The sequence below is a fragment of the Mesorhizobium sp. M8A.F.Ca.ET.165.01.1.1 genome (genome assembly GCF_004792065.1).
Classification (GTDB): Bacteria; Pseudomonadota; Alphaproteobacteria; order Rhizobiales; family Rhizobiaceae; genus Mesorhizobium.
The window spans coordinates 1-1,129 of record NZ_SRTH01000046.1 but is presented as its reverse complement, the minus strand read 5'-3'; the positions used below and the strand labels follow the sequence as shown (position 1 = coordinate 1,129).

Annotated in this window: 1 protein-coding gene; it reads left to right on the top strand. The window is 65.8% G+C overall.

Features of this window, described 5'->3' with window-relative positions:
- Positions 1-2: 2 nt before the first annotated feature.
- Positions 3-1,129 (top strand): 5-aminolevulinate synthase (gene hemA, locus EN808_RS35050; protein ID WP_135918211.1); only part of this gene is annotated, 1,127 nt, incomplete at its 3' end.

Here is a 1,129-nt window from a genome sequence, read left to right as displayed (position 1 = left end):
ACATGAATTACCAGCGGTTCTTCGAGGACGCGATCGACCAGCTCCATGCCGAGCGTCGCTACCGCGTCTTCGCCGATCTAGAGCGCATCGCGGGCAAGTTTCCGCGCGCCATCTGGCGTTCCAACGGCCGCGCCGAGGAAATCACCGTCTGGTGCTCCAACGACTATCTTGGCATGGGCCAGCACGCCGACGTCATCGCCGCGTTCCAGAGGGCGGCCGGCAAGATGGGCTCTGGCGCCGGCGGCACCCGCAACATTTCCGGCACGTCCAACCCGTTGGTCGAACTCGAGCATGAGCTGGCCGACCTGCACGGCAAGGAAGCCGCCCTGGTCTTCACCTCCGGTTTCGTCTCGAACGAAGCCTCGATCTCGACCATCGCACGGCTTTTGCCCAATTGCCTGATCATCTCGGACGAGTTGAACCATGCCTCGATGATCGAAGGCGTGCGGCGCTCGGGCGCCGAGAAGAAGATATTCCGGCACAATGACGTCGCGCATCTGGAAAGCCTTTTGCAGACGGCCGGGCGCGAACGCGCCAAGCTGATCGTCTTCGAAAGCGTCTATTCGATGGATGGCGACATCGCGCCGATCAAGGAGATCGTCGAGCTCGCCGAGCGCTACAACGCCATGACCTATATCGACGAGGTCCATGCGGTGGGCATGTACGGGCCGCGCGGCGGCGGCATCACCGAGCGCGAGGGCCTCGCCGACCGCATCGACATCATCGAGGGCACGCTGGCCAAGGCGTTCGGCACGCTGGGCGGCTACATCACCGGCACCAGTGCCGTCATCGACGCGGTGCGCTCCTATGCGCCGGGCTTCATCTTCACCACCGCGCTGCCGCCGGCCATCGCCGCCGCGGCCACCACGTCGATCCGTCACCTGAAGCGCTCGCAGGCCGAACGCGACGCCCAGCAGCAGCAGGCGAGCCGAACCAAGCAGATCCTGTCCGCCGCCGGCCTGCCGGTGATGGAATCGCCGACCCACATCGTGCCGGTTCTGGTCGGCGACCCGGAGCTGTGCAAGATGGCCAGCGACCGGCTGCTTGGCGTGCACGGCCTCTATATCCAGCCGATCAACTACCCGACCGTGCCGCGCGGCACCGAGCGGCTGCGCATCACGCCGACGCC